The sequence below is a fragment of the Microbacterium sp. Se63.02b genome, from assembly GCF_014171575.1.
Lineage (GTDB): Bacteria > Actinomycetota > Actinomycetes > Actinomycetales > Microbacteriaceae > Microbacterium.
Map to the genome: position 1 here is coordinate 140,564 of NZ_CP050453.1, position 25,254 is coordinate 165,817.

The 25,254-nt window shown below is 64.9% G+C and carries 26 protein-coding genes and 4 pseudogenes; 17 read left to right on the forward strand and 13 right to left on the reverse strand.

The window, feature by feature from the left end:
- The first annotated feature begins 235 nt into the window (after positions 1-235).
- The 3 genes and pseudogenes from G4G29_RS00690 (at position 236) to G4G29_RS00700 (ending at position 3,496) form a co-directional block, all read left to right on the forward strand.
- A complete protein-coding gene (locus G4G29_RS00690; protein WP_183151477.1) occupies positions 236-1,537 on the forward strand; it encodes a glycine betaine/L-proline ABC transporter ATP-binding protein in 1,302 nt (433 codons plus the stop codon).
- A pseudogene (locus tag G4G29_RS00695) lies at positions 1,537-2,403 on the forward strand (proline/glycine betaine ABC transporter permease); the annotation flags it as partial. The gene G4G29_RS00690 and the pseudogene G4G29_RS00695, both read left to right, overlap by 1 nt.
- A gap of 184 nt (positions 2,404-2,587) precedes the next feature.
- Positions 2,588-3,496: a glycine betaine ABC transporter substrate-binding protein gene (locus G4G29_RS00700; protein ID WP_183151478.1), complete on the forward strand. Its 909-nt coding sequence runs from the start codon at positions 2,588-2,590 to the stop codon at positions 3,494-3,496.
- A 78-nt stretch (positions 3,497-3,574) separates the two neighbouring features.
- On the opposite strand, the gene G4G29_RS00705 is transcribed toward G4G29_RS00700, so the two are convergent.
- Positions 3,575-3,769 (reverse strand): hypothetical protein, encoded by a 195-nt coding sequence (locus G4G29_RS00705; RefSeq protein WP_202045455.1) that lies wholly within the window; start codon positions 3,767-3,769, stop codon positions 3,575-3,577.
- Positions 3,766-4,512, reverse strand: coding sequence for a hypothetical protein (locus tag G4G29_RS00710; protein WP_183151479.1), 747 nt, complete (start codon positions 4,510-4,512; stop codon positions 3,766-3,768). Before G4G29_RS00710 ends, G4G29_RS00705 begins: the two co-directional genes overlap by 4 nt.
- A gap of 27 nt (positions 4,513-4,539) precedes the next feature.
- On the opposite strand from G4G29_RS00710, the pseudogene G4G29_RS00715 reads away from it, so the two are divergent.
- A pseudogene (locus G4G29_RS00715) lies at positions 4,540-4,845 on the forward strand (glycine betaine ABC transporter substrate-binding protein); the annotation flags it as partial.
- 56 nt (positions 4,846-4,901) lie between these two features.
- Here the strand turns inward: G4G29_RS00715 and G4G29_RS00720 are convergent.
- Complete coding sequence (locus G4G29_RS00720; RefSeq protein WP_183151480.1) at positions 4,902-6,131, reverse strand: ATP-binding protein; 1,230 nt, start codon at positions 6,129-6,131, stop codon at positions 4,902-4,904.
- Positions 6,132-6,318: 187 nt separating this feature from the next.
- Here G4G29_RS00720 and bsh point away from each other — a divergent pair, with 187 nt between their 5' ends.
- From bsh to G4G29_RS00735, 3 genes are all read left to right on the forward strand, one after another.
- Complete coding sequence (gene bsh / locus G4G29_RS00725; protein ID WP_183151481.1) at positions 6,319-7,296, forward strand: choloylglycine hydrolase; 978 nt, start codon at positions 6,319-6,321, stop codon at positions 7,294-7,296.
- Between the two features lie 135 nt (positions 7,297-7,431).
- Complete coding sequence (locus G4G29_RS00730) at positions 7,432-7,617, forward strand: hypothetical protein (RefSeq protein ID WP_183151482.1); 186 nt, start codon at positions 7,432-7,434, stop codon at positions 7,615-7,617.
- Positions 7,618-7,619: 2 nt separating this feature from the next.
- A complete protein-coding gene (locus G4G29_RS00735) occupies positions 7,620-8,318 on the forward strand; it encodes a DUF981 family protein (RefSeq protein WP_183151483.1) in 699 nt (232 codons plus the stop codon).
- Positions 8,319-8,417: 99 nt separating this feature from the next.
- On the opposite strand, the gene G4G29_RS00740 is transcribed toward G4G29_RS00735, so the two are convergent.
- Positions 8,418-9,263: a methyltransferase gene (locus tag G4G29_RS00740; RefSeq protein WP_183151484.1), complete on the reverse strand. Its 846-nt coding sequence runs from the start codon at positions 9,261-9,263 to the stop codon at positions 8,418-8,420.
- 12 nt (positions 9,264-9,275) lie between these two features.
- Here G4G29_RS00740 and G4G29_RS20950 point away from each other — a divergent pair, with 12 nt between their 5' ends.
- On the forward strand, positions 9,276-9,464 hold the full coding sequence (locus tag G4G29_RS20950) for a hypothetical protein (RefSeq protein ID WP_244632293.1): 189 nt from the start codon (positions 9,276-9,278) through the stop codon (positions 9,462-9,464).
- 342 nt (positions 9,465-9,806) lie between these two features.
- Here G4G29_RS20950 and G4G29_RS00750 read toward each other — a convergent pair whose 3' ends face one another.
- The 5 genes from G4G29_RS00750 to G4G29_RS00770 form a co-directional block, all read right to left on the reverse strand.
- Complete coding sequence (locus G4G29_RS00750; protein ID WP_345941136.1) at positions 9,807-11,036, reverse strand: MFS transporter; 1,230 nt, start codon at positions 11,034-11,036, stop codon at positions 9,807-9,809.
- A complete protein-coding gene (locus G4G29_RS00755) occupies positions 11,033-11,704 on the reverse strand; it encodes an NTP transferase domain-containing protein (protein ID WP_183151487.1) in 672 nt (223 codons plus the stop codon). The genes G4G29_RS00750 and G4G29_RS00755 overlap by 4 nt, the downstream gene beginning before the upstream one ends.
- Complete coding sequence (gene hisG / locus G4G29_RS00760; protein ID WP_183151488.1) at positions 11,701-12,387, reverse strand: ATP phosphoribosyltransferase; 687 nt, start codon at positions 12,385-12,387, stop codon at positions 11,701-11,703. The genes G4G29_RS00755 and hisG overlap by 4 nt, the downstream gene beginning before the upstream one ends.
- On the reverse strand, positions 12,377-13,819 hold the full coding sequence (locus G4G29_RS00765; protein WP_183151489.1) for a hypothetical protein: 1,443 nt from the start codon (positions 13,817-13,819) through the stop codon (positions 12,377-12,379). The genes hisG and G4G29_RS00765 overlap by 11 nt, the downstream gene beginning before the upstream one ends.
- A gap of 477 nt (positions 13,820-14,296) precedes the next feature.
- Positions 14,297-14,824, reverse strand: coding sequence for a DUF1152 domain-containing protein (locus G4G29_RS00770; RefSeq protein ID WP_183151490.1), 528 nt, complete (start codon positions 14,822-14,824; stop codon positions 14,297-14,299).
- 302 nt (positions 14,825-15,126) lie between these two features.
- On the opposite strand from G4G29_RS00770, the gene G4G29_RS00775 reads away from it, so the two are divergent.
- The 3 genes and pseudogenes from G4G29_RS00775 to G4G29_RS00785 all read left to right on the forward strand — a co-directional run bounded on the left by G4G29_RS00775 (position 15,127) and on the right by G4G29_RS00785 (position 17,413).
- Entirely contained in the window at positions 15,127-15,384 is a 258-nt protein-coding gene (locus tag G4G29_RS00775; protein WP_183151491.1) for a hypothetical protein, read from the forward strand.
- A gap of 93 nt (positions 15,385-15,477) precedes the next feature.
- Positions 15,478-16,074 (forward strand): annotated as a pseudogene (locus tag G4G29_RS00780) (lipase maturation factor family protein); the annotation flags it as partial.
- A 355-nt stretch (positions 16,075-16,429) separates the two neighbouring features.
- Positions 16,430-17,413, forward strand: coding sequence for an endonuclease/exonuclease/phosphatase family protein (locus G4G29_RS00785; RefSeq protein ID WP_183151492.1), 984 nt, complete (start codon positions 16,430-16,432; stop codon positions 17,411-17,413).
- A gap of 25 nt (positions 17,414-17,438) precedes the next feature.
- On the opposite strand, the gene G4G29_RS00790 is transcribed toward G4G29_RS00785, so the two are convergent.
- Genes G4G29_RS00790 through G4G29_RS00800 form a run of 3 tightly spaced genes read right to left on the reverse strand, consistent with a single transcriptional unit; the run spans position 17,439 to position 19,191 of the window.
- Positions 17,439-17,846 (reverse strand): rhodanese-like domain-containing protein, encoded by a 408-nt coding sequence (locus G4G29_RS00790; protein ID WP_183151493.1) that lies wholly within the window; start codon positions 17,844-17,846, stop codon positions 17,439-17,441.
- Positions 17,843-18,463, reverse strand: a complete 621-nt coding sequence (locus G4G29_RS00795) for a bifunctional 4-hydroxy-2-oxoglutarate aldolase/2-dehydro-3-deoxy-phosphogluconate aldolase (protein WP_202045457.1) — start codon at positions 18,461-18,463, stop codon at positions 17,843-17,845. The genes G4G29_RS00790 and G4G29_RS00795 overlap by 4 nt, the downstream gene beginning before the upstream one ends.
- 11 nt (positions 18,464-18,474) lie before the next feature.
- Positions 18,475-19,191: a PAS domain-containing protein gene (locus tag G4G29_RS00800; protein ID WP_183151494.1), complete on the reverse strand. Its 717-nt coding sequence runs from the start codon at positions 19,189-19,191 to the stop codon at positions 18,475-18,477.
- 155 nt (positions 19,192-19,346) lie between these two features.
- Between G4G29_RS00800 and G4G29_RS00805 the strand changes: the two genes are divergently transcribed.
- Genes G4G29_RS00805 through G4G29_RS00825 form a run of 5 tightly spaced genes read left to right on the forward strand, consistent with a single transcriptional unit; the run spans position 19,347 to position 23,960 of the window.
- Positions 19,347-20,702, forward strand: coding sequence for an MFS transporter (locus G4G29_RS00805; protein ID WP_183151495.1), 1,356 nt, complete (start codon positions 19,347-19,349; stop codon positions 20,700-20,702).
- A complete protein-coding gene (locus G4G29_RS00810) occupies positions 20,699-21,958 on the forward strand; it encodes an alanine racemase (RefSeq protein ID WP_183151496.1) in 1,260 nt (419 codons plus the stop codon). The genes G4G29_RS00805 and G4G29_RS00810 overlap by 4 nt, the downstream gene beginning before the upstream one ends.
- A gap of 10 nt (positions 21,959-21,968) precedes the next feature.
- Positions 21,969-22,916 carry an amidohydrolase family protein gene (locus G4G29_RS00815; RefSeq protein ID WP_183151497.1) on the forward strand — a complete coding sequence of 316 codons (948 nt, stop codon included), beginning with the start codon at positions 21,969-21,971 and terminating at the stop codon, positions 22,914-22,916.
- Complete coding sequence (locus G4G29_RS00820) at positions 22,879-23,553, forward strand: amidohydrolase family protein (protein ID WP_183151498.1); 675 nt, start codon at positions 22,879-22,881, stop codon at positions 23,551-23,553. Before G4G29_RS00815 ends, G4G29_RS00820 begins: the two co-directional genes overlap by 38 nt.
- 23 nt (positions 23,554-23,576) lie before the next feature.
- Entirely contained in the window at positions 23,577-23,960 is a 384-nt protein-coding gene (locus G4G29_RS00825) for a RidA family protein (protein ID WP_183151499.1), read from the forward strand.
- A gap of 84 nt (positions 23,961-24,044) precedes the next feature.
- Here G4G29_RS00825 and G4G29_RS20430 read toward each other — a convergent pair.
- Positions 24,045-24,161 (reverse strand): annotated as a pseudogene (locus G4G29_RS20430) (ABC transporter permease); the annotation flags it as partial.
- A 74-nt stretch (positions 24,162-24,235) separates the two neighbouring features.
- Between G4G29_RS20430 and G4G29_RS00830 the strand changes: the two are divergent.
- Positions 24,236-25,144 carry a cutinase family protein gene (locus G4G29_RS00830; RefSeq protein ID WP_183151500.1) on the forward strand — a complete coding sequence of 303 codons (909 nt, stop codon included), beginning with the start codon at positions 24,236-24,238 and terminating at the stop codon, positions 25,142-25,144.
- The last annotated feature ends 110 nt before the right edge of the window (positions 25,145-25,254 follow it).

Here is a 25,254-nt window from a genome sequence, read left to right on the forward strand (position 1 = left end):
CATTTCGTTACGTTGGAACGTGGGCCTGACGGCCCGAAGACCAGTCCGCGACCACGTCCTTCTTTCGATGAGCTGTGCTGCGAAGAGGCGTGGACGTACGGTCGATGCTCTATCGCGGTGGATCCGAAATCCGCCGTCCGTGCCGCCACAGCAGACATGTCGAACGGCCTCGAGAGCGTCACCCGGACGTGACCGAAGCAGGCTCAGCCACCCGAAGGCGAGCCGCAGGGGAAACGTGTCCGAAATCGCTCTCGAAGCGCGCAATCTGTACAAGGTGTTCGGCAAGAACCCGAGCACCGCCGTCCGCCGATTGAAGGCCGGTGAGAGCCGAGCCGCCGTCGCGGATGCCGGTACCGCCGCGGTCATCGACGCCAGCTTCACCGTGAACCGCGGGGAGATCTTCGTCATCATGGGGTTGTCCGGATCGGGCAAGTCCACCATCATCCGCATGCTCAACGGGCTGCACGAGGTCACCTCGGGCACCGTCACCGTGAACGGCGACCCCATCACCGGCATCCCGTCGTCGCGGCTCCGCGAGATCCGTCGCGACCGCATCTCGATGGTGTTCCAGCACTTCGCGCTGCTGCCGCACCGCTCTGTCGCCGCGAACGTCGCCTATCCGCTCGAGCTCAAGGGCACGCCCAAGGCGGAGCGTCTGGCGAAGGCGGAGGAGATCCTCGCACTGGTCGGCCTCGAGGGGCAGGGCGACAAGCTCCCCTCCGAGCTCTCCGGCGGCATGCAGCAGCGCGTCGGCATCGCCCGTGCGCTCGCGGCCGACAGCGACATCCTGCTGATGGACGAGGCGTTCAGCGCACTCGACCCCCTGATCCGTCGGGAGATGCAGGAGCAGCTGCTCGAACTGCAGCAGAAGCTCCAGAAGACGATCGTGTTCATCACGCACGACCTCAACGAAGCCATGTTCCTCGGTGACCGCATCGCCGTGATGCGCGACGGCCGTATCGTGCAGATCGGCACGCCGGAGGACATCCTGATGGATCCGGCCAACGACTACGTCGAGCAGTTCGTGCAGGACGTCGACCGCGCCCGCGTGCTCACCGCGGCGAACGTGATGGAGCGCCCGCGCCCCGTCGTGCCGCACACCGCAGGTCCCCGCACGGCCCTCCGCCAGATGCGCGACGCGTACATGTCGGCCACCTACGTGGTCGGGCGCGACCGCCAGCTCGTGGGCGTGGTGACCGACCGCGACGCGGTCAAGCTCGTGCGCAACGGCGCGACCACCCTCGACTCGATCCTCAAGCCCGTGCTGCAGAGCGTGCGTGAGGACGAGGTGCTGATGAACCTGTTCGTCCCCGCCGTCGAGTCGCCGCTTCCGCTCGCTGTCACGGATGCCGACGGTCGCCTGGTGGGCGTGATCCCGCGCGTGACGCTGCTGGCCGCCCTGGGCCCCGGTCCCGGTGCGACCGAGGAGATCACGCTGCCGCTCATGCCGATGCCGCAGGCCGAGATCGATGCGGTGCTGGATGACGGGTGGACGGCCGACCCGGCCGACGCCTCGACCACGGAGGAGGTGCGCTGATGGACGGCTTCCGCATCCCCGTCGGAACCTGGATCGAGTCTGTCGTCGACTGGGTCAAGGACAACCTCGACGGTCTGCTCGACGTGATCTCGTTCGTGATGAGCTTCCTCGTCGACGGACTCACATCCCTCCTGCTGGCGCCGAGCTTCGCGGTCATCATCGTGATCGCCGCGCTCATCGCCTGGCTCGTGCGCTCGTGGCAGCTCGCGATCGGAACGGTCGTGTCGTTCGGGCTGATCGTCGGGATGGACCTGTGGGTCCCCGCGATGCAGACCCTGGCGCTCGTGCTCGTCGCCGCCATCATCGCGGTGCTGATCGCCGTGCCGCTGGGCATCTGGTCGGCGCGCAACGCGACCGTGCGCGCGGTGCTGAAGCCGGTGCTCGACTTCATGCAGACGATGCCGGCCTTCGTGTACCTGATCCCCGCGATCGTGTTCTTCGGCATCGGCGTGGTGCCCGGACTCGTCGCCACCGTGATCTTCGCGCTGCCTCCGGGGTGCGACTGACCGAGCTCGGCATCCGTGGCGTCGACTCCGAGACGGTCGAGGCCGGACAGGCGTTCGGCGCCAAGCCGGGACAGATCCTGCGCGGCATCCAGCTGCCGCTCGCGATGCCGACCATCATGGCCGGTGTCAACCAGGTCATCATGCTCGCGCTGTCCATGGCGGTCATCGCCGATGGCGGGTGCAGACGGCCTCGGGAAGATGGTGGTCGAGGCGATCTCGACGATCAACATCCCCAAGGGCGTCGAGGCCGGCCTCGGCGTCGTGCTGATCGCCGTCTTCCTCGACCGCGTCACCGCGGCACTGGGAGCGCCGGGCGAGAACCGCTCGTCGCTGCTCGGCATGATCGAGCGTCGCCGCACGCCGCGCGGCGGTGGTGGTGGAGCAGCATCCGCCCCCACCCCGAGGTCATCGAGCAGCAGGATGCCGCGAGCGAAGCGGAGCGGGTCAAGGCCTCGCCGCGTCGCGCACCCATCGGCGGCGGCGTGCACTGAGAGCTTCACCCCTACGGAACAACACCCATACGGAACCGAGAGAGAGAAATCACATGAAGAAGAAGATCCTGGCACTCACCGCACTCGGCGCCGCAGCAGCGCTCACCCTCGCCGGTTGCAGCAGCGACGGCGCCGGTGGCACGGGCGGCGGCGACAGCAGCGCCGAAGACAAGGGCACGATCACCCTGGGCTTCCTGCCCTCGTGGACCGACGGCCTGAGCACGGCGTACCTGCTGCAGGACCAGCTCGAGAAGATCGGCTACACGGTCGAGATGAAGACGCTCACCGAGGCGGGCCCGCTGTACACCGGTCTCGCGCAGGGTGATGTCGACATGTACCCCTCGGCCTGGCCCGAGCTCACCCACGCCGAGTACATGAAGACGTACGGCGACGACATCGAAGACCTCGGCGCATACTACGAGAACGCCAAGCTGACGCTCGCGGTGCCGGAGTACTCCGACCTGACCTCGATCGAGGATCTCGTGGGCAAGGGCGCCGACTTCGACGGCAAGATCTACGGCATCGAGCCGGGCGCGGGTCTCACGGCTCAGACGCAGAAGATGATGCCGGAGTACGGGCTCGACAGCGAGTACGAACTCGTCACCTCGTCGACCGCGGCTATGCTCACCGAGCTGAAGACCGCGACCGACAAGCAGGAGGACATCGTCGTCACGCTGTGGCGTCCGTTCTGGGCCAACGACGCCTTCCCCGTGAAGGACCTCGAAGACCCGAAGGGCGCGATGGGCGAGGCCGAGGGCCTGCACTTCCTCGGTCACAAGGGTTTCGCGGAGGAGTTCCCCGAGGCGGCCGAGCTGATCGAGCAGATCAAGCTCGACGACGAGCAGTACGGCGCGCTCGAGGACCTCGTGGTCAACGAATTCGGCGAGGGCAAGGAAGCGGATGCCGTCGACGAGTGGCTGAAGCAGTACGGTGACCAGTTCGACTGGACCGTCACCAGCTGACGGGCGGACGTCTCCCCGATGGGCGGAGTGTTCCTTACGGAGCCTCCGCCCATCGGCGTGTTCCCGCCCTAGGACGAGTTACTGTGGGGGATCGCCCCGCCGCTTGTTCTTGTCGGGGTACCACGTGCGGGTGATGAACGTCACGACGATGACCGCGACAGCTCCCCCGATGTTCCACCACGTGATGGGGTTCCCAGAGAACAGGGGGACCACAAGGATGAACAACGCGATCAGCGAGTTGATCACGAGCCTGCTCGCAAAGGATTCCATCATCGCCTGCAATTCACGGTCGTCGCGTTGATCGATGTCCACCCGATGGGCGGGTTGGACAACGCAAGCCAAGGGTAGTTGATCACCACACACTTTCCCGCGGTGTTCGCCCGGTTGATCGGGTCGATGAGTGCGAAATAAGCCAGGGCGATCGCCGCACCACATCCCAGCGCAGCGGGCCCGGGAAGCGCTCCACAGGCCACGCCGGCGAGTACTCCTGCCCCCTGATTGTTCGCGATCACGGAGGCTGCCTTCTTTGTCTCGGCACGCGTGAGTTGTACGTAGTATCCCCACCACTCTGTACCGAGATCAGGGTCAGCAGTTACGGGAAAAACAGTGTCCGCATCGATGGCGACCGTTTGGATAAGGGTTGTGCCTTCTATGCGGAACGATGTCGGGATGGAATCACCGTTTGCGTCGACAGCCCACGGTGCCCGAAACCCGCCGGTGGCGACTCCAGCGCCATCGGAGATGACCACGGATCCGTCGTCAAAGAGAGCGGCTTGTCCGCCCACGGGCAGATTGAGGGGGAAGCGATACTCACTCGGGGCGGATGCGTCCGGAATCTGGATGAGGGTCTGCACCCCGTCGTCTGTTGCGTAGCTGCTGATGAGTGTTGAATCGTGATTTGTGCTCAGCAGGGCGGGGCCGGTCGCAGAGAGCAAGACCTCCGGGACTTGGGATACGTCCACAACCGATTCTGTAATTTCGCCAGGCATTTGGATGCTGACGTCAATGTCCTCCACCGCTAACGTCTGAGATTCCGGATCGACGATGACGTCGTCGTCACGCTGTGGCGTCCGTTCTGGGCCAACGACGCCTTCCCCGTGAAGGACCTCGAAGACCCGAAGGGCGCGATGGGCGAGGCCGAGGGCCCGCACTTCCTCGGTCACAAGGGTTTCGCGGAGGAGTTCCCCGAGGCGGCCGAGCTGATCGAGCAGATCAAGCTCGACGACGAGCAGTACGGCGCGCTCGAGGACCTCGTGGTCAACGAATTCGGCGAGGGCAAGGAAGCGGATGCCGTCGACGAGTGGCTGAAGCAGTACGGTGACCAGTTCGACTGGACCGTCACCAGCTGACACCGCTCCACCTTCACGAAGGAGGGTCTCCCGCACCGGGGGCCCTCCTTCGTCGTTCATCCGTCCGTCGTCGCCTTGCGGTTTCTTTTCTGCAGTTCAGGAACGACCAGCGTGGGCACGGCTCGCTTCATGAACTTGTCAAAGTCCGGGACGGTGAATGCAGCGTATCCATGCTCTGGTGTGTAGAGGAGACCCATGTCGATCAATTCGGCCCTCGTTGGCCCGAGTTGGGTGGATTCTCGGCCCATAACCCTCGCCACTTCGGAAGCCTTCTGAGGCTCGGGTCCGAGTTCCGCCATGGCCCGCATGTAGGCGGTCTGCAGGGGAGTCGCGCGGTCGAGCCTGACTCGGAAAAAGGAGCTGTCGAGCTTTGCTTCGTAGCCTTCCTGAGCAGTCTCTACGTCCAACCGCGTGATCGGTGACTGTTCCGCGATCTCCCACACCTGGAACCCGAGCTCCTGGATGAAGTACGGGTACCCCTGGGAAATCTCGAGCGCGAGCGCCACGGCGTCGCTCTCAAAGTCCACCCCTTCGGCTCGAGCTGGTTCGATGAGCGCCTGGCGCGCGTCCTCGTCCTCCAGAGAGTCGATCTTGGGGAACTGGAACAGCCGCTCGGCGTACGATTTCGCGTCGCCCGCGAGCTCTGCGATCTGGGGTAGGCCCGCGCCCACGAAGGTGATGGGCAATTTTCGTTGCACTGTCTTGTGGACGGCCTGAATGAGAGCTTCGAGCTGCTTCGGGCTGAGGAACTGGACCTCGTCGATCAGTATGGCGATGCCCCGTTCGCGCTCCTGAGCAATCTCGCCGATGGCGACCAGCACATCGGTTAGGTCCATGGCCAGGTCACCGTGGTCGGCCAGGCCCTCTTCGGGTTCGATGTCCCATGACAGCGACCACGCGCCCTGCTGATCGACGGACAGCGCGAACGACGAAACGACGGCTGCAGCACGTCGCGCTCGATCAGTCCACTTCACGCGGGGCGAGAGACGCAGAAGCGCGGCCTTGAGCAACGAGGCCATCGATTGGCGGAAACGAGTGTCATCATGCTTGCTCGCCTCGATCTCGAGAACCTCCCAATGCTCGCCTCGGGCGATGTCTCCGAATTCGTTGAGGAGAACGGTCTTCCCGACTCCTCGAAGGCCGGTGATGATCATGGACTGGTGCGTCCTCCCCCGCGCGAGCCGCCGCAGAAGGGTGGTGAATGCTTGCGTCTGCTCATCTCGACCGACGACGATGTCGGGCGATGCGCCGGCGTTCGGTGTGTAAGGGTTGAGCACGCTGTCCATGTGTGGTCCTTAGGTTTCTTACCATGCTTTATGAAGACTGAATAAAGCTAGATAATCAGCCTAACAGGAGGGGTCTCCCGCACCGGGGCCCTCCTTCGTCGTTCCCACCCCCTTCTGCTCCGAAGGGGAACATGGAAGCATGGCCCCCACTCGCGGACCTGACCGGGCCCCGGAACGGGAGAGAACCATGTGCACAGGACTGAGCTTCACCACCGCCGACCATTATTTCGGGAGGAATCTCGATCTGGAGTTCTCGTATCACGAGACGGTCACCGTCACCCCGAGGAACTTCGTGTTCCCGTTCCGGCGCCTCCCGTCGCTGACGACGCATCACGCGATCATCGGCATCGCGACGATCGCGGACGGCTATCCGCTGTATTACGACGCGGCGAACGAGCGAGGCCTCGGCATGGCCGGACTCAACTTCCCGGAGAACGCGTACTACCCGCCGGAGGGTTCGGGGGGAACCGAGATCACTCCGTTCGAGTTCATCCCGTGGGTGCTCGGGCAGTTCGAGACCGTCGCGCAGGTGAAAGACGCGCTGCGTTCGGTGAGCCTGGTCGACATCGACTTCAGCGCCGAGTTCCCCCTGTCTCCGCTGCACTGGATCATCGCCGACAAGACCGCGTCGATCACGGTGGAGAGCGTGCGCGGAGGACTCAAGGTGTACGACAACCCGTGGGGCGTGCTCACGAACAACCCCACGTTCGACATCCAGAGCTTCCGGCTGAACGACTTCTCGCACCTGTCGAACCGGCAGCCGGAGAACACGTTCGCGCCCGAGGTTCCCCTCGACCTCTACAGTCGCGGCATGGGCGGGATCGGGCTGCCAGGGGACCTCTCGTCGTCGTCGCGCTTCGTGAAGGCCGTGTTCACGCGCATGAACTCCGTGTGCGGCACCTCGGAGTCGGAGTCGATCAGCCAGTTCTTCCAGATCCTCGGCTCCGTCGCCCAGCAGCGCGGGTGCGTGCAGGTCGGCGACGAGGAGAAGTACGAGATCACGATCTACTCCTCGTGCTGCAACACCGACAAGGGCATCTACTACTACACGACGTACGAGAACAGTCAGATCACCGGGGTGGACATGCACCGGGAAGACCTCGATGCCGCCGACCTCGTCGCGTACCCCCTCGTCACCGGGCAGCAGATCGCGATGCAGAACTGACCCCGAGCTCCGCAGAACCACCTTCAGGCGCGCCTGCGCGTGGGCAGGCTACACTCTGTCATGAAGGTAGGTATTATTTTGGATGTAACACTGCAAGAACAGGACGCTGCCGTCCGCACACGAGCGGATCGATGGGTGGCGTCGCTGCCCAGGGTCGCGCTCGGCGTCTTGGCATTGGCCGTCATCATCGCCGTCGTGTTCTGGGTCACAGCGACAGGGAGCGTCGGGCAGGATCTCTCGATCGCGACCCTGTGCGTCGGCTTCACGATCGTGATCGCCGCGATGTCGCTGCGTGAGCTCCTCAAGGGCGGTGCGGAGTAGCCATGTTGCTTCAGGGAATCACGTTCAACACCACCATGGCGCTGGTCGCCGGCGCGATCATTCTCCTCATACCCCTGTTCATGCGCGCTGTGCAGCGCGCCGATCACGCATCGATGGTGGGATGGGGATACACGTTCATCGCTGCGGGCTTCTTCCTCGGTGTCACTGGCTTCTTCATGATGCTCACGTGGCCGCTCGCCCAGGTCGACGGTGCGTTCTGCTGCAAGGTCGACAACTTCACTTTCGGTGAACCTGCCGCGCTCTACGGCCTCCTCACGTTCATCGCCGGCCTGATCGTTCTCCGCACGAAGGCGCATGCCGACAAGAACGGCGTCGACGTGGGCCCTGATGCCATGTTCGCGGCGCTCCGACCGCTGCTCTTCGTGGGCGCGATCGGGGGTTTCGGTCTCGTGCTCATCGGCATCGGCGGGATGCACTTCGGCATGTGGCGGCCACCCGACATCGAGCCGCTCGCACGCCTCATGGCCGGCAGCCTGCTCGAGCCGCTTCTGATGATGGTGCTCTACATCGGTACCGGCGTGACCGCGGTACTCGCACCGTTCCTTCTCGAGAGCAGGTGGGTCGCGCGGATCTTCGCCGTGTTCGCGTGGTGCCTCGGTCTGTTGTGGATCCTGTTGTCGTTCAGCGTGTTCTACAGCCACATCGGCTTCTTCCCTCAGCCCGACGGCTCGTACCTCTGACCCGCGCCTCACGGGTTCGCTCCCGTCGCACTCCTCGTCGCTTCCGACCGAGAGTGCGGCGGGAGCTTCTGTGTCCGCGAAGCGTAGCTCTAGACAGGGCTATTGACGCAGCCTTCCCACGGAAACGCGATGGCGCAGTTCGTCCTGGTTACCTAATATCACATCGAATCTGTCCTCGAGTAGATCCGACACGATGCTCCGAGGTATCGGTGCTTCCCAACTGTCGACCACTTCGAAATAGTCCGAGAAACCTGCGGCATCGACCGCTTCACGGATCTCGGTCCCCAAGACTTCGGAGAACGTGAAGTAGAGAAGGTTGGTCCGCGCTTCGAATCCGCGGATCAACGCTTCAGTCAGGTTGAACTCATCCGTCATCGTCACTCGTCCGGCAGGCACTGCGATTGCCCCGCTCGGGAAGTACGGAGGATTGCTGACGATGACGTCGAAGCGCTCTTCGAGGGCTGAGGGCGAGAACTCTGCGTGCCTCAGCTCGACCGCCGTCTCATCGCCGATCTGTGCAGTGTTAGCTTCGGCGTTTGCGAGCACTTCCATATTCACATCGAGCAGTTGCAACCGTCGTGGTGCGGCGAGGTGAGCGAGCCCGACACCGATAACCCCGCAGCCGCAGCCAGCGTCGAGCGCTGACGTCACGCTGAGGTTCTCCTGCTCGAGGCACGCAAGGAATCTGAAGGCGTCCAACGTCAGTTGGTATGCACCCGGCAGCCAGAGATACGTGGCCCCTCTGAAACGTACCTCGAGTTGCATCACTCGTTCCGCGATCATGAAGCGAATGCTGTCTGCAAGCAAGGATCTCGGACTCGAGCGCTCGTACACCTTCACGGCGTGACCTTCGTGGAGGACCCGAGTTGTTGCGGATTCGAAGTGGTCTCCGAGGTCGATCTCGATCGAGAACATGGCGCGCGTGCGGTCGGTGAGGCTGGTCATCGGAGGTCCCTAATGGAAGACGTCGGTCATGAGAAGCGAGAACACCAGAAGATCAACCCTGCCATGGTGAGTGATACCGGCCGATCGAAGCTGACCCTCGAGAGTGAATCCGGTCCGTTCGGCAACGGAGATGGAGCGCTCGTTCAAGGGGGCGATCCGAAGCTCTACCCGCTCGAATCCGTTCGCGAAAGCGCCGAGTGACAGCGCCCGTACTGCGCGCGATGCAACTCCTGTTCCGCGAGCCTGCGGTGCTACCCAGTAGCCAAGTTCCAGAATCCCTTCTCGCCAACGGACGTTCCTCACAGAGATGGAACCCGCGAATACTCCGGAGTCGAGTATCGCGTAGTGGATGCCTTGTCCGCCCCGTCGGTACATCTCTGCGCCGCTCTGGCACCACTCCTCCGCCAACTCTCGCGTGTACGGGCGCGGAAGAGGAAGCCACCTATGAATCTCTTCGTCCTGACAGGCTTCGAACATCCCTGCGCGTGAATAGGACCGATCGGTTCGAGAACGATCCCGCCGTCCCCGGAGATCGTGCTGGAGTCAAACATTCTGCTCATCTTTGACGAGCTCCAATCTGCGAATGGGCGAGAGGAGGGCGAACCCGGCCATCACGAAGGCGGCGCTGACGCCGCCGATGAGCAGGACCGAGTCCGCGCCGACGAGATCAGCTGCGACTCCCACGATCAGGTACGACAGGGGAAGAACTGCGGTCGATGGAAGCATCATCAGGGCGCTCACCCTGCCGATCATCTCTGGGGATACGTGCTGTTGGAACAGGGTGTCGTAAAGCACGTTGCCCACTTGGAGAGCTGCACCTCCGGCAAAGACGAGGATGAGACAGATCGCGAACGAATCCTGGACGAGACCGAGAGGCGCGAGGCTGAAGAGCGCGATCGATACTGCGCCCGCCACGGCAGCATGGCGGCGGATGCGTACGGCCACCAGCCCCCCGATGAGTCCGCCGGCCGCGTACACGGCGAGGACCACACCGTATGCACTGTCGCCCCAGCCAGTCTGCACCGAGGCCACCGGCAACAGCACGCTCCAGGCTCCGACGACAAGGAACATCTGTAGTCCGCCGGCGAGGGTGAACATCCACACCCAGGGCGTGGACCTAACCGCATGAGCGCCGTCCTTGAGGCTGCTCCAGTAGCCTCGTGGTGTCAACGGCAGGCGACCGCCGTCGCGCGTCAGATCTGGGACTCCGACGAGTGCAAGTGCGCTCAATGCGAAGCACACGCAGTTGATAAGCACTCCGAGAATCGGATCCACGAGGAGCAGCATGCCCCCGGCTACTGCCGGGCCCGCGACAGCCATCGCGTTACGGGTGACGGCGCTCATGCCATTGGCGGTCAACAGGTCCGCCTTTCCGACGACGAGCGGAAGAAGCGCACGTGATGCCGGTGTGAACACCGACTCGCACAGGCCCGTCAGAATGACCGCCAGAGCCGAGATCCAGAACGCGCCGGTGACGATCCCGAAAGCCACGGTGGCCGTGCTGACGACTCGCACGACATCGGTGAGGATCATCAGTCGCTTCGACGAGAAGAATGCTGTCAGCCCGCCGAGAGTCAAATAGCCGATGAACAGCCCGATCGACCTGCCCGCGAGAATTGTTGCGATGACCGCAGCGGATCCGCCGTACGCGAGGACTGCGATTCCAGCCGACACCGTCATGATCGATGCGCCGAGCATTCCGGACAGCTGACTGAACCAGACGTGCCGGAAGCTCCGATTGCTCGCGAAGAGATCCTTCATCGCGCCACTCATAGCGCTCCTTCGAATCGGCTCTGCGACGCATCGAGCAGAGCATCACTGCCGCAGTCGAAGTATCGCTTCGGGAGCGTGAGCTCGGCGATGCTCTCACGACCCGACAGCAGAGCTTGAAGGATGCTGGGGTATCGAGGAAGGGCGTCGAGTAGGGCGTCGTCCACCTGGACAGCGAACCGTCCGATGTAGCGAGGCTTGCTCGTGAACCCATCATCGAGCCGGCCGTCTTCTGCGACCTCCACCGACGCGGTCGACCGTACTGTCAGTCTGGTCTCGCGGTCGACCTTCCCTGCCGTCACTCCGACCACGGGAGCACCAGCACGCCCGACAGCGTGCGCGTAGACCACGGCCGGACTGCCAACGCAGATCTCGTCAGCGTGCACGAGGACGACCAGATCGCCATGCTCGATGAGGGGAACTATCGCGCCGGTGGGAGTTGTTGCCGAGGTCTCGACGACGTGAGCCCCTTGCACTGCGCCGGACGCAACGAACTCGGCTCGAAGCCCAACGGGGACGACGACGTAGGACTCCATATCGGCGCTCTCCCCAACTTCATCGAGCACGTGCGAGATCAGAGGCCGCCCTGCGAGTTGCGCGAGAGCCTTGTGCCCAGGTAGCGCCGTCGTCAACCTCCGCCCCTGCCCTCCCGCGAGGACGATGACCTTCACGACGTGCCATCCGCGAGGGTTGACGCAAGGGCAGAGAGAAGCCCATGCTTCTTCGCGCCAAGGAGGCGTTCGCCACGCGAGTACACACGGCCTGTGCTTGCGAACAGTGTTTCGACGACCACCATGTCGTTGTCCCTGAGCGAACGGCCCGTCATGACGGCATCGATCGCGAGATCTGCGAGGCCACTGCGAACGTACATCTCAGCTGCGCCGTCAATGGCGACGAACGTCGCGTTATCGATCAGTCCCTGCTGCGATCTTTCATCCAGCCACCTCCGCGCGATAGCGGGGTACTGGCTGACCACGGTCAATCGATCCCGCGCGAGCGGTGCAGGTTCCGAGCTGCGCGCCACGACGCAGATGTTGGTTGCCTGGAAATCGAGGTCCAGCACCTCCTCGAGGCGCTCCTCAACGCCCGCCTCGACGACATAGTCGCGGCCGGTGATACAACCGTCGAGCACGCCGGCGGCAACAAGGCGCGGCAAATCAGTCGAGCGCGCAAGAACCGCTTCCACGTCCCCTGCCGCGAAGTTCAGGCACCGGGTGTCCTGAGTCCATTCGGAGAACGCCAGAGCGGCCCGAACCTGGTTCAACAACCGCCCTTGGTTCGGGACACCGAACCTCAGCCGCGAGTTCGTTCGCGAGTCTCGTCGCAATCCCGAAATCGATTCCTCAGTGATCACTCGATCCCCCTCTTTCGACGATGAAAACGCGCCGCAAATATGTGACGCGAGATCCCTGGAACACCACGGCACGGATGGAGCCGATATCGGGACCTGCGTCGATCGGCAAAGCGAACGAACGCGAATACTCGAGATCGTTCACGACGTCGCGTGTCTCGATGACAGGCGCATTCCGTGACTTGTCTCGCAGCTGCAAGTGCAACAGGGTGTTCTCGCTCAGACCGCTCGCAAGTGCGGTGACGCTCTCCCCTGCCCGGACAGTGCGCGGAAAGTTGAGTGTTGGCTCGATCTCTCGCCCTGCTGTGGACACTCGCCGTACCCCGCAGCCGGTGCACCATTCGGTCTCGATCCCGTGCCCACTCACCAAAGCAGCGCGATTGAGCCGTACTCGCCCCCCGCACGCCGAACATGTTTGACGGGTTGATTCAGACGACTGCGGGTTGGGGGCGTTGCCCTGCAGCAGTGCGCCTTGAAGCAGGTCCCCGAATGACGACCCCACACCACCGAGGAGTCCCGCCGACACCGCATCATCCCAACCGCCATTGAGGGCGATGCGGATGCGTGTGGCGACATCCTGGAATGCCCCTGTGCCCGACATATGTTGGCGAACGAGGATCCCACGCATCGCGTCGATGAGCTTCAGCTGGCGCGTCAGGACCTCTTCGAGGGGTTTTGCGTGGATCGCGGCGACCCGTTTCGCTGCAAGGATCGTGCTGAACGTGTACTCCACCTCTGCGTACTCGCTGTGGGGAAGTGCTGAAGGAATAGGCGGCGTCTCGTGACCGCGCTCGGGGGCAGGTAATTCTGTCGGTTCGGTGATTGCTGTTGGATCCTCATCGAGCGCGAGGATGACGTATCCGTTCTCGACGCCCTCCAAGGAATTGAGCGCAGCGACAACATCCGCGAGAGGGGTGTCTTCGTTCCATAGATGCTGGACGAGCCGTACGTGCGACTCTTCGAATGCAACTTGACGCGCTGAGCCGATGACGTGATTGAACCCCGCGTTAATCAAGGCTCGCGCGATGCTGACGTCCGGTGAGCCGAGCTGACCGGCCACGTTCAGGCTGTTGCACGAGAGTAGGAACGCGACATCCCCGCGCAGCTCTGCGGCGTAGACCACATCCTGCACCGCTCGCGCCTTTCGGCACCGCTGTCCCTGGGCACAACCGCCCGGCTGGTTCTTTGCATCCGCCGCCGCGCCGCACAGTGCCTTTTCACCCAGCAACATGTGCATGCCATCGCCGTGACCTGAGAGGACCAGGACGCCCGGCGCAATCTCAAACTCGTGCTGCCACGCAGCCGGTGGGTCAGTGTTCTGAGTCTGCGTCGAACACGACAGCCGGATCCGTGTCTGCGGCCTCCCGCGCGAGTGATCAGCGACGTCTTGAATCGCGTCGAATGTGAGGTCATCCAGAATGATGTCTTCAGCCATGGCGCACGCCCTCCACTCTCAGGACAGGTGACCCGATGGGCCGAAGGACGGCCCATTCGTCTACGCCGAAACGGCTCGCGAATCGCTCAGTCACATGATCACCTGGACGGATTCGGCTCCGAAGTTGCTCTCGCTGTCTTTCGGGCGGGAAGACGGGTCTGACGCTGGTCTCGAAGAGTTCGTCAACGTATCCGGCAGACGTCAGCGCGGCGTTCACATCGCGGATCGATCCCGCTCCTGATGGGACCAGTGCGGCCGGCCCCGTCGCGTGCACTTCACGCGCAGAGACCGAGATGACCTCGGCTGATCTCGCGGTCATCATCAGGGGGCTGCCGGTGCTGTCGCACCATACGCGGCCGCGGAGACCCAACAGGGCATGCAACCACAGCCGTGACGTCTCTGAGTCGATACCGGCGAAAGCATGAAGCAGATCCTCTGCGTCTCCGCGCCCGTTGCATTCCCAATCGGCTCCTGGGGTCAATGCGGACGTCTCGAATCGATCTCAGTGACCGTGAGCTCGTTGTCGAGGCCCGGTCCGACGACAACGACCTCGCTGACCGGAAGCGCACCCATGTCCGAGAGAATGCTCAGCGTCGTGGCTTCGAGGAGTGGGCTCCGAAGCCCATCGTGGTCTCGTTGGCCGAGTACATCGCCGCCCGCATCAACAACCGCTATCCGACCGTCATCGTCTGAAGCGAGCAACCTCGAGAGGCTCGTCTGTGCCCCTTCGAGGTTGTCCGCGTCCAGCACGTACGTTTCCCCCGACAGCAGCTGCGCGATGTCACTGAGCTGAGTTCGACTGCCTGCAATCTGCGTCTGTGGAGTCGCACGCATTCCGAGCCGGTCGCGGTCGAGCCCGTAGACGGATGTGATGCGGATGGGGCCGGCTGCTCTCGCGGATCGTTCCCAGAGGAACGTCGCGAATGTCGACTCCGTTATCCGCTGTCGGGCAAGAATGCCCGCGGCGACCAGGTCTCCAGGACCGCCGGCAGCTATGAACAGCACTCTCTACCTCTTAGCCGATTCCTGACATGGGGAGCGCCTACCCCTCGTGGATGAGGGGTAGGCGCCACTACTCACCAGCTGGCAGGCTTCCAGTCCGCGGACGGAGCGCTGATGTCGATCGACTCGATCTCAGCGATCAGGTCGTTGATTTCTGCATTTGCAACGGTCATGAATAGTCACCCCCGTTTCTGACATTTCGGTAGTTTGATCCCGCGGCTTCATCCGATTCCCCTGGATCGTAGTTATGTAACATGTTACCTATCACGATGACGCGGCGAAATCAAACGCTTCCGTTCGTATGCATGTGGCGGCCGCCCGACATCGAGCCGCTCGCACGCCTCATGGCCGGCAGTCTGCTGGAGCCGCTTCTGATGATGGTGCTCTACATCTGTACCGGCGTGACCGCCGTCCTCGCTCCGTTCGTCCGAGAAAGCGTGTGGGTCGCGCGCATCTTCGCCGTGTTCGCGTGGTGCCTCGGACTGCTGTGGATCCTGCTGTCGCTCACCGTGTTCTACAGCCACATCGGCTTCTTCCCGCAACCCGACGGCTCGTACATCTGACCAGCGCTTCACGGGTTCGCTCCCGTCGCACTCCTCGTCGCTTCCGACAGAGAATGCGACGGGAGCTTTCGCGTCGGGGCGTAGCCTGAGCGCGTGGACGGTTTCGCCGCAGTCGACTTCGGATTCGCGCGCGAGGTGCTGCAGCGGGGCATCGCGGCGCTGTACCTCGTCGCGTTCGTCTCGACCTTGAACCAGTTCCGGCCGCTCCTCGGAGAGCGAGGCCTTCTGCCCGCGCCCGCCCTCCTCGAATGGGTCGGGCAGAAGCCGGAGCGGCGGCGGATGCTGCACCCGACCCTCTTCTCGCGCATCCGCTACACCGACCAGCGCCTCGTCGTCCTGTGCGCGGGGGGCATCGCGGTCTCGGCGGTCCTCCTCATCGGCATCCCGCAGTGGGGTCCTCCCTGGGTGCCGATGCTGTGCTTCCTCGCGCTGTGGCTCGGGTACATGTCGATCGTCAGCATCGGACAGACCTTCTACTCCTTCGGCTGGGAGATGCTGCTTCTGGAGGCCGGGTTCCTCGCGGCGTTCCTCGGTTCGAACGACCAGCCGCCGCCGACGGTCGTGATCGTGCTGTTCTGGTGGCTGGTGTTCCGGTTGGAGTTCGGCGCGGGCATGATCAAGGTCCGTGGCGGACGTGAATGGCGCGACCTGACGGCGCTGATGTACCACCACGAGACGCAGCCGATGCCTGTGTACAGCCCAAGTTTGATGGACGTAATTCCCAAGGTGCCGGCTGCACTGCCTCCGTAATTCGCCTTACAGCTGGAGAGCGTTACCGAAGTGGAGGTGCCGTCGAGATTCTTATCGGGCCACTGTCGGCTTGTGAAGCCCGGCTGCGCTTGAGCGATATAGCTCTCCCATGTCCCCTCGGCGTATGCGGCTGTGGGCAGTAGGAGACCAATGCCGTGCTCACACCCAGCGCCGTGGCGACCTTCGAGAAGCGGTTTTGGTGGGACTTCATCCGATCCCCCTCGATCAATATTGTGTAACATGTTACTTATCATAGTTACGAGGCGGAATCAAATGGCTCCGTTTCTAGGTGCTGATGCGCGGGAGAATCGTCGCTGGCGTCGGAATCGTCGGTGTCGGCGTGGCGCTGTGGGCCGTCCCTTACACTCCGATGCGCGAGTTGCCGATTCTGTCGTCACTGGTCGCAGTTGACGCGGAGATGGCGACCCTCGGGATCGTTGTGGCGATCGTCGTAGCACTTTTCAGCGTGCGTCACGGGCGCCGCGGCTGGTTGATCCTCGCCGTCGCCTCAGGCCTGGTTGGCGTGCTGTTCGGCGCCCGCTGCCTCACACAGGGCCTATCAGACGGGTCGGCGCCGGTACCGGGTGACGGGATCGCATTCGTGTCATGGAATGCCGGCGATGCCGACGCCGGCACCATCGCCGAGCAGCTCATCCCCAGGATCGAGCGCGCAGACGCAGCCGTGGTGGTTCTGCCGGAGACAGGGTGGCTCGCGGGGGCGAGCGTCGCTGAAGAACTCGCACGAAGAGGGTTCGCGAATGTGGCGTTCGCGCCGGAGTCATCGACCACGACGGTCATCCTGAGTGCGAGTCTGGCCGAGTCGGGTGGATACTCGCTCGATGACTCGGCGCCGCCGTGGGCCGGCACCGTCGTCCGCCCCGACAACGCCGCAGCGGCGAACCCTGTGATCGTCGGCGTCCACGTTCAGCAGCCGGCTGTTGCGAGCGTCGACACGTGGAAGATGCATCTGAGGTGGATACGTGCGATGTGCGCCGAGGAGAGGTATATCGGCGTGATCGGGGACTTCAATTCGACAGTGAACAGCCTCGGGTCCGCGGGGGTCGGAACCTGCGCCGACGTCGCGTCAGCGCATGGTGCGGGCGCGGCCGCGACGTGGCCGACCCTGTTGCCTCCGCTGTTCGGCATCGCGATCGACCGCTTCATGCTCGGCGACGGGTATCGCGCCGCTGATGCGACCTATCTCGTGGATCGATCGGTCAGGGGGTCGGATCACTGGGCGATCGTCGGGACCATCCCGTGCGGGGGTCGTGGTTCTTGACCTTCGCTGCGACCTCGTGCCCTGGTCAGCTCTCGGCTGTGACCAGAGGATCGGGCGACTGGTGGGACACGACGCCGTGCGACTCGGTGTCGAAGCCGTTGCGCACCCAGTACTCGTATCCTCCGAGCAGTTCCCTGACGTCGAGGCCGGCGGCGAGCAGCGTCCGTGCGGTCGAGGTGCCGCCGTTGCATCCGGGACCCCAGCCGTAGACGACGATCGTGCGGTCGCGGGGCAGCGACTCGATCCCGGATGCGATCTCGGTCTTGGGCAGGTGCAGGGCTCCGGCGATGTGGCCGTGGCGCCACGACTCGAGGCGTCGCGTGTCGACCAGCACCGCCTCCCCTGCCTCGACCGCCTCGCGCGCTGCGACCACGTCGATCTCATACGCGAGGCGCGCATCGACGTGGGCGAGCCGCGCACCGAGATCGGTCATGCGCGGGCCGCGGTGCCGAGGAGTGCAGCGAGCTGCGGCAGCTGAGCGGGGTCTTCGAGCGCCGACCCGACGGCGACGACACTGGCGCCCGCGCGGAGGTACTCGTCGGCGTTGCCGGCGTGCATGCCGCCCGTCGTCACGAAGCGCGCCTGCGGGAAAGGACCGCGCATCGCGGTGAGCCACTGCGGGCCCAGCACCGACGCGGGGAAGGCCTTCACCCAGGTGAGTCCCGCTCCGAGGGCCGACTGCACCTCGCTCGCCGTGGCGACACCCGGCATGCTGATGAGCCCCGCGTCGTGGGAGGCGCGGACGACCTCGAGGTCGAGTCCGGGGCTGACGGTGAACACCGCTCCGGCGGATGCGGCCTGGGCGACGTGCTCGACCGACACCACGGTGCCCGCACCGACGGCCTTGCCGCGCTCGCGTCCGGCTGCAGCGACGACACGCAGCGCCTCCAGGTCTTCCGCGGTCTGGATGGGCAGTTCGACGACGTCGATCCCGAGGTCCCACGCGGTGGTCGACACGGCGAGACTGCGTTCGACGCCCATGCCGCGGAGGATCGCCATCAGCGGTGCGCCGTCGAAGAGCTCCTCGAAGCCGGAGTTGTCCATGGTCATGCCTTTCCTCGTCATCGCGTCCTGGCCTCTTCCAGGTAGGAGTAGGCGGTCACGCGCGAGATGCCGAGCCGCTTCGCGATCGCCTCGACGGACTTGCGCATCTGCGTCGCACCGCGCTGGTCGAGTCGCTCCAGCACCGTGATCTTGTCGTCGCGCGACATGCTCTCGACCGGGCGGCCGATCTCGCGGATGGCCTCGGTGATCATCGAATCCATGACCGACACGAGGTCGGCTCCGAAGTGCTCCTTCGGGGCATCGGCCGGCACGGGAGAGGGCAGCAGTGCATCGAGCGTCGTGCGGGCGAGCAGCAGCGGGCTGAGGTCGACGTTGACGCACAGCGAAGCGATGATGTCACCGGCGCGGTTGTGGAAGTACACCGAGGAGCACCGGAGCTCCCGTCCGTCGCTCGTGTAACCCGTGTAACCGAACGCGTCGTGGTTCCCGCGCCGGTCCTTGAGCACATCCAGGCCGAGCGAGGTGGACGGGCCGCCGACGGCGCGACCCGTGACGTGTCCGTTCTCGATGGCCATGATCGTGTGGCCGAGGTCGACGTCGGTGCCGTCGAGGTTGTGGAGCACGACCTCGACCGTGGGGCCAGCGGCGGTGGCGAGCGCTCGCAGCACCGGCCGATAGAGGCGGAGCACCTCCTCGGCGCTCTCGTAGGTCTCCCGCGCGAGGTCGTCGGCGAGGGCTGCGACCGCGTTCTCCGTTGTCGTCGATGTCGGCATGGTGACTCCAATCGAGAGCAACGATACAGGCGTACAAAAAATTCGGGAGATAGACAGAATGTCTATTTCGCTGTTAGTTTAGCCACGCCCGAGACGATCCGTCGAGGCCGACCGCAACGGATGCGGGCGCGCATCAACCGAGCAAGGAGCCCCGGATGGCCACTGTCGCTTCATCTGGCTTGACCCCGAAGCAGCGCAAGACGATCGCCGGAGGCGCGATCGGCACGCTGATCGAGTACTACGACTACTACCTCTACGGCCTCGCAGCCGCTGTCGTCTTTCCCGCGGTGTTCTTCTCCTCGAACGATCCGCTCATCGCCGAGCTCAACTCGTTCGCGACGTTCGCCGTCGGGTTCTTCCTCCGTCCGGTCGGAGGGATCATCTGGGGGATCGTCGGTGACCGCAAGGGCCGCAAGGTCGTGCTGATGAGCACCGTCATCGGCATGGGGCTCGCGACGACGGGCATCGGCCTCATCCCGTCCGACCAGGTGATCGGCATCGCCGCACCGTTGCTGCTCGTGCTGTGCCGACTCTTCCAAGGGTTCTTCGTCGGCGGCGAGATGGGCGGAGCGGCCACGATGGTCGTCGAAGCAGCGCCGACCGGCAAGCGCGGACTCTACGGTGCGTTCCTCATCAGTGGAGCGGGCATCGCCAACGTGGTGTCGGGTGGTCTGATGGCCGGTCTCGGCCTCGCTCCCGAATCCTGGTTCCTCCAGTGGGGCTGGCGCATCCCGTTCGTCTTCTCGATCGTGCTCGCGATCGCCGCGATCATCCTTCGTCGTCAGCTCGAGGAGTCCGACGCCTTCACCGAGACCCAGACGCTGCTCCTCGCCACCACCGGCAAGAAGCCCAACCCGCTCGTCGAGGCGTTCCGGCACCCGAAGAACGCGATCATGGGCATCCTCATCGGCCTGCCGCAGTCGATCGCCGGATACGTCGTGCTCACCTACGGTCTCGCGTACATGCTGACCGACAAGGACATCCCGGTGTGGTTCGGCTTTGCCGGCACCATGCTCGTGGGACTGCTGCAGATCGTCGTCGCCCCGCTGTGGGGTGCGATCTCCGACCGCATCGGCCGCCGCACCGTCTACATCATCGGCTGCCTCGGCTTTGCGGCCATGGTCTACCCGGCCTTCATGCTGTTCGACACGGGGAACATGTGGCTGATCTGGCTCGGCCAGATCCTCGGCTTCGTCGTGTTCGGCGTGGCGATGCAGGCGACGCTCTCGACGATGCTGGTCGAGATGTTCGACCCGGAGGCGCGCACCACCGGCGTCAACATCGGGTACCAGTTCTCCAACACCTTCGGTGGCGGCCTCGCTCCGCTCATCTGCACCGCGCTGGTCGCGGCCGCGGGGGGTGCCTTCTGGCCGGTCGTCGTCTACGCGGCGGTGATCGCGGTGGTCGGTGTGATCGCCACGCTGGTCGCATCGATCCAGCCCGATGTCGAAGGTGCCGGGCGACTGCACGAGGTTCCGACCGCCTCGGTCAAGACGGGTGCCTCGCAATGACGCACGGTGATGCCGACGTCCTCACCGCACGCGACAAGGGTCTTCCCCAGCGGGCGGCGGGTCTCACGGCTGCGGAGTTCCTCGCCACCGAGCCTCGCCTCGACGAGTTCTGGACGCCGCTGATCGTGCTCGACGACGCGGCGATGCGGGCGAACGTGGCGACGATGGCGCAGTGGTGCGCAGACCGAGGGCTCGACCTCATGCCGCATGGCAAGACCACGATGGCGCCGGCGCTGTGGAACCGTCAGACGGATGCCGGGGCGCTCGGGATCACGTTCGCGACCATGGGTCAGGTGCGTACCGCCCGCGATCTGGGCGTGGAGTCGGTGATGCTCGCGAATGCTGCCGTCGATCGACCTGCGCTGGCGTGGCTGGCGCAGGAGCTGGCGGATCCGGGGTTCCGGTTCGTGAGCTGGGTCGACTCGATCGCGACGGTCGAGGCGATGGAGGAGGCTCTGTTCTCCACCGGGACGCCGCGTCCGGTCGATGTCTGCGTCGAGCTCGGTGGCGCGGGCGGTCGCACCGGCGCGCGGTCCATCGAAGAGGCGTTTCGTGTCGCCGAGCGCATCGCCGCCTCCGCGGTGCTGCGCCTCGCCGGGGTGGCCGGCTACGAGGGGAGCCTCGCGCACGATCGCACACCCGCGTCCCTCGCGGCCGTGCGCGCGTACCTGGAATCGCAGCTCGAACTGCACGCCGCGATCACGCCGCTCTATGACGACGGCGAGTTGTTCGTGACCGCCGGGGGTAGCGCGTACTTCGATGTCGTCGCCGATGTCTGGGCGACGGCGGCGCGCGATGATCGTACGCACTTCACCCTCCGCTCCGGCGCCTACATCGTGCACGACGATGGCTTCTATCGCGGCATCTCGCCCTTCGACGAGGGAGCAGAGCACACGGAGGCCTCCCCGCGTTTCGTGAACGCGATGCACGGAATCGCGCGGGTCGTGTCGGCGCCGGAGCCCGGCTTGGCCCTCGTCGACGCCGGCAAGCGGGATCTGCCCTACGACGAGGGGCTGCCGATCCCGCGCGCCTCGGCTCCCGGCGTGACCGGCCCCTGGCAACCGCTGCAGGCAGAGGTCTCGGCGATGAACGATCAGCATTCCTACGTGCGCACGGAGCAGGCGCTGGCGATCGGCTCCGTCGTGCGTCTCGGCCTGTCGCACCCCTGCACCGCCTTCGACAAGTGGCGGGTGCTGCCGGTCGTCGAATCCGCCGACTCCGACGTGGTCACGGGCCTCGTCCGCACGTACTTCTGAGGGTGCAGTGATGAGCCGGGTGATCCTGCGCGGTGGTTCCGTCGTCGACGCGACGGGCCTCGTGCGTGCCGACGTCGCGATCGAGGGAGAGCGCGTCACGGACGTCGGTCACATCGAGGCGCGCCCCGGTGACGAGGTGGTCGACGTCTCGGATCGTCTCATCCTCCCGGGATTCATCGACGCGCACTCCCACGCCGATGGCCTGCTGAGCGACGCCGATGTGACGCTGTCCCTCCTGCGCCAGGGTGTGACCTGCGTGATCGCCGGGCAGGACGGCGTGTCGTACGCCCCGGGCGCTGGTGAGTACGCCTCCGAGTACTTCGCCGCGATCAACGGGCCGCACCCCACCTACCGGGGAGGCGGTGTGGATGCGTACCTGGCATCCGTCGACGGAACCTCGGCGGTGAACGCGGGATACCTCGTGCCGGCGGGCACCGTGCGCTTCGAGGTGTGCGGACGGGAGGATCGGCCGGCGACCGAGGATCAGCGCCGACACATGCAGGCCCTGGTCGCTCAGGGCATGAGCGACGGCGCCCTCGGCCTGTCGACCGGGCTGGACTACACGCCGGGCATCTTCCAGGACGCCGCCGAGATCGCCGCTCTGTGCGCGCCAGTGGCCGAAGCCGGAGGCGTGTACGTGACGCACATGCGCGGAGGATATGAGGCGAACACCGCGGCCGGCACGTCGGAGATCGCCCAGATCTCGCGCTTCGCCGCGGCCGAAGCGGGCGCCGAGCTTCCCGTGCACATCTCACACTTCCACGCCGATGCCGACATCGTGCTCGATCAGCTCGACGCGCTGGAGGCCGCGGGGGTCGATGCGACCTTCGACGCATACCCGTACACCCGGGGTGCACCCTGCTGGGCATGCCGCTGCTGCCCCGGAGGTCGCGGCGCTGCCGGTGGCCGAGGCGGTCGCGGTGATCGCGGATCTGTCGCAACGCGTCGCCCTGCGTGAGAAGTGCACCCTCCGAGCAGCGACGAGCGCGAGTCTCGGCCCCGAGTGGCCCGACATGATCACGCTCGCCCACCTCGCCGCGCCGGAGCTGTCGTGGGCGCACGGCCTCACGCTTCGCGAGGCCGCCACGCGCATCGGCGTCTCCCCGATCGACTTCGCGCTCGATGCGCTCGCCGCGTCTCGCCTCGAGTGCAGCGCCGTCATGGCCGTCCGCAGCCCGCGCTCCGGCGCCGAGCTGGCCCGCATATTCGCGCACCCCGCTCACATGGGCGGCTCCGACGGCATCTTCATCGGCGCGCATCCGCACCCCCGTGCCGCCGGCTCGTTCTCGTTGTTCCTGCGCGAACACGTGCGGGAGCGGTCGACCTGGACGTGGGCCGACGCCGTGCACCATCTCTCGACGCTGCCGGCTCGACGCTTCGGCCTCGGACGTCGCGGAGTGGTGGAGGCCGGCGCCGTGGCCGACCTCATCGTGGTCGATCCGGCGACCGTCGCCGACACCGCCACGTACGAGAATCCGCGCGGACGCGGGGTCGGCATCGACGATGTGTTCGTCGCCGGCAGCCGCGTCCTCGCCGACGGTGAGCTCACCGGCGCGCTTCCCGGCCGGGGACTGCGCCGCTCACTGCAGACCTGAATCGTCAACGAAAGGAAAGAGAAATGCCGAAGACCGGATTCTACGCAGACGGGGCGCCCACGCCCGCAGGTCCCTACAGCCACGGAGTGGTCGCGAACGGATTCCTGTACACCGCGGGGTTCGGCCCGCAGGACGCGGCGAACGACCACGCCGTGCCCGCCAGCGTCGGCGACCAGACCCGACAGGTGCTCCGGAACATCCAGAAGGTGCTCGCCGTGCACGGCCTGACCATGGACGACGTCGTGAAGTCGACCGTGCACCTGCAGGACCTCTCCGACTTCGCGGAGTTCAACGAGGCGTACGAGGAGTTCTTCTCCGCGCCGTTCCCCGTGCGCACGACCGTGGGCTCGCAGCTCGCGAACATCCTCGTCGAGATCGACGTGGTCGCCGCTCTGCCCCAGGCCTGACCGCCTTCACTGCGCCGAGCGCGGCGAAACGCCCCGGCCGGGGGAGAGTCTCCGGTCGGAGCGTTCCGTCTCGCTTGACGTCGATCAGCTGACCTTCTTCCGGTACGAGATGATCGCGAACACGTAGGCGACCACGAGGATGCCGACGCACCAGGCGAGGGCGATCCAGATGTCGTCGCCGACCGGCTGCTCGGCGAACAGGTGTTTCGTTCTGGAATGCTGATGTACGCGGACCGTCTTTCATTGCTGCCGATGCCCCCTTTACGGGACGGTGGGTGGATTATTCAATCCCATTGAAGAAAGACGGAGTGATTGTGACTATCGACAGCATGATGCGCAGGGTCGCGCGAAAGTTGAAGTCTGGTGTGGTCGTCGGAGCCTTGGTGATTGCAACTGTGCTCAGTGGCGGGTCGAGCGCAAATGCCACCAACACCACGAATCAATGTGCATGGGCCGTGATGATCGGAGTCCGTGGGACCTCGGCGCCTGGCGGCGCGGGAAGTACTCAAGCGGGTCATGGCTGGACGAGCGGCGGAATGGGCGATGTCGTCGGCCAGTTCACGGCCACCTATCTACTTCCCAGCGATCCGTGGAACGAGTACGGCCTCTATGTTGAAAGCCTCAACTATCCGGCTTCCGACGCTGGCGGCTACGCGCAGAGCATCACCGCGGGGGTGCAAGCGTTGCAGTCGGAGCTCGAATGGATGGCCTCTCACTGCGCCAGCCCGCCCGCTGTGGTGCTGGCCGGGCATTCTCAGGGGGCACAGGTCATCCTCACCGCGCTCGCCCCGGGGTCAGAAATCAAGTTCGGCGGTGGCTTCTACCCGACCTTGTCTGCTAAAGCGCGTTCGATGGTCCGCGCAGTAGTGGTCTGGGGAGACCCGACCTGGAAAGCTGGTCAGGTCTGGAACTCGCCTGACTCTGTGAAGACCGGACAGGGGATCCTGGCCCGAGGGCAGGCCAGCTTGGACTATCTCTCATCTGAGTACCGGTCCTGGGGGTGGCCGCAAGGAAGTACGAGTACCAATCCGCAGTGGGTGCCGAAGATCCGTTCCTACTGTTACGCGAAAGACTGGGCTTGCCAGGCAGGGTCTCCGATTGACAATCAAATCCATAGCTCCTATAAGAGCTACATGTCCGATCCGCGATCGTTTGTCCGATACATGATGACTGACTTCTCATGACACGGACGAGCAGTTGGGGACCGATCCAGCGCATACCGCGACGACCCTACGTCGCTGCGGGCCTCTGGGCGTTCGCGCAGATCGCGGTTGCCTGTGGAGGCGTACTTCTC

Excerpts from the sequence above, each read along its gene's own strand:
- G4G29_RS00700 (WP_183151478.1), top strand. The coding sequence starts at position 2,588 with ATGAAGAAGAAGATCCTGGCACTCACCGCACTCGGCGCCGCAGCAGCG.
- G4G29_RS00705 (WP_202045455.1), bottom strand. The coding sequence starts at position 3,769 with ATGATGGAATCCTTTGCGAGCAGGCTCGTGATCAACTCGCTGATCGCG.
- G4G29_RS00720 (WP_183151480.1), bottom strand. The coding sequence starts at position 6,131 with ATGGACAGCGTGCTCAACCCTTACACACCGAACGCCGGCGCATCGCCC.
- bsh (WP_183151481.1), top strand. The coding sequence starts at position 6,319 with ATGTGCACAGGACTGAGCTTCACCACCGCCGACCATTATTTCGGGAGG.
- G4G29_RS00735 (WP_183151483.1), top strand. The coding sequence starts at position 7,620 with ATGTTGCTTCAGGGAATCACGTTCAACACCACCATGGCGCTGGTCGCC.
- G4G29_RS00740 (WP_183151484.1), bottom strand. The coding sequence starts at position 9,263 with ATGACCAGCCTCACCGACCGCACGCGCGCCATGTTCTCGATCGAGATC.
- G4G29_RS20950 (WP_244632293.1), top strand. The coding sequence starts at position 9,276 with ATGGAAGACGTCGGTCATGAGAAGCGAGAACACCAGAAGATCAACCCT.
- G4G29_RS00750 (WP_345941136.1), bottom strand. The coding sequence starts at position 11,036 with ATGAGTGGCGCGATGAAGGATCTCTTCGCGAGCAATCGGAGCTTCCGG.
- G4G29_RS00765 (WP_183151489.1), bottom strand. The coding sequence starts at position 13,819 with ATGGCTGAAGACATCATTCTGGATGACCTCACATTCGACGCGATTCAA.
- G4G29_RS00775 (WP_183151491.1), top strand. The coding sequence starts at position 15,127 with ATGTGGCGGCCGCCCGACATCGAGCCGCTCGCACGCCTCATGGCCGGC.
- G4G29_RS00785 (WP_183151492.1), top strand. The coding sequence starts at position 16,430 with ATGCGCGGGAGAATCGTCGCTGGCGTCGGAATCGTCGGTGTCGGCGTG.
- G4G29_RS00790 (WP_183151493.1), bottom strand. The coding sequence starts at position 17,846 with ATGACCGATCTCGGTGCGCGGCTCGCCCACGTCGATGCGCGCCTCGCG.
- G4G29_RS00795 (WP_202045457.1), bottom strand. The coding sequence starts at position 18,463 with ATGACCATGGACAACTCCGGCTTCGAGGAGCTCTTCGACGGCGCACCG.
- G4G29_RS00800 (WP_183151494.1), bottom strand. The coding sequence starts at position 19,191 with ATGCCGACATCGACGACAACGGAGAACGCGGTCGCAGCCCTCGCCGAC.
- G4G29_RS00805 (WP_183151495.1), top strand. The coding sequence starts at position 19,347 with ATGGCCACTGTCGCTTCATCTGGCTTGACCCCGAAGCAGCGCAAGACG.
- G4G29_RS00810 (WP_183151496.1), top strand. The coding sequence starts at position 20,699 with ATGACGCACGGTGATGCCGACGTCCTCACCGCACGCGACAAGGGTCTT.
- G4G29_RS00815 (WP_183151497.1), top strand. The coding sequence starts at position 21,969 with ATGAGCCGGGTGATCCTGCGCGGTGGTTCCGTCGTCGACGCGACGGGC.
- G4G29_RS00825 (WP_183151499.1), top strand. The coding sequence starts at position 23,577 with ATGCCGAAGACCGGATTCTACGCAGACGGGGCGCCCACGCCCGCAGGT.